Origin of the sequence: Rhodopseudomonas sp. BR0C11 (assembly GCF_010820945.1) — a bacterium.
Lineage (GTDB): Bacteria > Pseudomonadota > Alphaproteobacteria > Rhizobiales > Xanthobacteraceae > Rhodopseudomonas > Rhodopseudomonas palustris_H.
This window is the reverse complement of record NZ_QTKI01000564.1, coordinates 1-2301: the sequence shown is the minus strand read 5'-3', so window position 1 is coordinate 2301 and position 2301 is coordinate 1. Positions and strand designations below refer to the sequence as shown.

Below are 2301 nucleotides of genomic sequence, written 5' to 3'. Positions count from 1 at the left end.
GGGGCGGGGCGGCGAACGGCGGTGAATCTGTTCCGCGAACAGGGCTATCATCGCGCCACGCTCAACGAGGTGGCGGAGCGGCTGAACATCACCAAGCCGGCGCTGTACAATTACTTCCGCAGCAAGGAGGAGATCCTGTTCGAGTGCTGGGCGCTCGGTCAGGAGCAGGTCGACGAGATCATTGCGGACATCAGCCGGTCCGGTGACGACGGTCTCGGCAAGCTCCGCGCGCTGGTGCGCGCCTATGCCGCGACGATGGCGACCGAGTTTGGTGCCAGCATGGTGCGGTTCAATCCGCGCGACCTGTCGCCGGACAACGAGAAGACGGTGCGCGCCGCCAAGCGCGGCATCGATCGCACGTTCCGGCGCTATATCGCGGACGGCGTCGCCGATGGATCGATCAAACCGTGCGATCCGAAGTTGACAGCGTTCGCGATCGCCGGTTCGTTGAACTGGATCGGTCATTGGTATCAGCGCGACGGCGCGCTGTCGCCGGATGCGATCGCGGACGAATTCGCGGTGCGCCTCACCGAGGGGCTCACCAATCGACCAATCAAGAAGAAGAGCGCCCTCACGGCGCCGGACGGCAACAACAACAGGAAACGACCCAAGGGAGGACTTCATGAACATCACCCACGGCCTGCGGCGCGCGCTGCAGATCAACCCGGAAGGGCTGGCCACCGTCTACGCCGGCCGCCGTCGTAACTGGCGCGAGGTCGGCGACCGCGTCGCGCGGCTCGCCGCCGGATTGCGCGCCAACGGAGTCGGCGAGGGCGAGCGGGTCGCTATCCTGTCGCTGAATTCGGACCGCTATCTCGAAATGTATCTCGCCGCCGGCTGGTGCGGCGGCGTGATCGTGCCGCTCAACATCCGCTGGAGCGCGCTGGAAAACGAAGACGCGCTCAAGGACTGCCGCGCGGTGGCGCTGGTCGTCGACAAGGCGTTTGCCGCGACCGGTGCTGTGCTGGCAAAGGCGATCCCGTCGATGGCGATGATCTATGCCGATGACGGCGACGTGCCGGCCGGGATGCAGAGCTATGAGGATCTGATCGCCACGCACGCGCCGATCCCGGATGCAATGCGCAAGGCCGAGGATCTCGCCGGCATCTTCTACACCGGTGGCACCACCGGCCGTTCCAAGGGCGTGATGCTGAGCCACGGCAATCTGATGGCGAACGCGCTCAACGCGCTGGGCGAGGGGCTGTTTCCCGGCACCTCCGTGTATCTGCACGCCGCGCCGATGTTCCACCTCGCCAACGGCGCCGCGATGTATTCGCTGCTGCTGTCGGGCGGCTCCAACGTCATGATCCCGTCGTTCACGCCGGAGGGCGTGATGGAGGCGATGCAGAACGAGCGGGTCACCGACGTGCTGCTGGTGCCGACCATGATCCAGATGTTCGTCGATCATCCGGCGCTGAAGACTTACGACCTGTCGTCGCTGAAGAATATCGTGTACGGCGCCTCGCCGATCAGCGAGGCCGTGCTGGCCCGCGCTTCGGCGGCGCTGCCGAAGGTGCAGTTCACCCAGGCCTACGGCATGACCGAGCTATCGCCGATCGCGACCCTGCTGCATTGGAAGGAGCACATCGGCGAGGGCAAGGCCAAGGGGCGGCAGCGCGCCGCCGGCCGGGCCACGCTGGGCTGCGAAGTGCGGATCGTCGATGCCGAGGATCGCACCGTGCCGTATGGGACGGTCGGCGAGATCTGCGTGCGCGGCGACAACATGATGATGGGCTATTGGGAGCGGCCGGAGGAGACCGCGCGGGCGCTCGCCGGCGGCTGGATGCACACCGGCGACGGCGGCTACATGGACGAGCACGGCTTCGTCTATGTCGTCGACCGGGTCAAGGACATGATCATCTCCGGCGGCGAGAACGTGTACTCGGTCGAGGTCGAGAACGCGGTGGCGCAGCATCCTGCGGTGGCGCAATGCGCGGTGATCGGCATTCCGCACGAAGCGTGGGGCGAGCAGGTCCACGCGGTGGTGGTCACCAAGGCCGGCGCCACCGTGACGTCGGAAGAGTTGATCGCCCACTGCAAGGCGTTGATCGCCGGCTACAAGTGTCCGCGCAGTGTCGAGATCACCGAGACGCCGCTGCCGCTATCCGGTGCCGGCAAGATCCTCAAGCGTGAACTGCGCCAGCCGTATTGGGAGAGCCGCGAACGTCGCGTCAGCTGACGCGGCGGCAGGCTGCCACACTATCCGCGCCGCGCGGGATCGCCTCGATTGAGGCGTTTCCCGCGCGGCGTTTTCTTTGCGCTCTGCATGCTCGGTCACTGGCGCGCGCTACACTGGCGCGA

Annotated in this window: 2 protein-coding genes; both read left to right on the top strand. The window is 66.4% G+C overall.

The annotated features are described in order from the left end of the window. Positions 1-705 (top strand): TetR/AcrR family transcriptional regulator (locus DYI24_RS25150; RefSeq protein ID WP_164574255.1); only part of this gene is annotated, 705 nt, incomplete at its 5' end. Further along, positions 623-2179 (top strand): acyl-CoA synthetase, encoded by a 1557-nt coding sequence (locus DYI24_RS25145; protein WP_164574254.1) that lies wholly within the window; start codon positions 623-625, stop codon positions 2177-2179. The genes DYI24_RS25150 and DYI24_RS25145, both read left to right, overlap by 83 nt. Positions 2180-2301 lie beyond the last annotated feature (122 nt).

Bases quoted from the DNA above. Each gene is read 5' to 3' on its own strand.
- DYI24_RS25145 (WP_164574254.1), top strand. From the start codon at position 623: ATGAACATCACCCACGGCCTGCGGCGCGCGCTGCAGATCAACCCGGAA.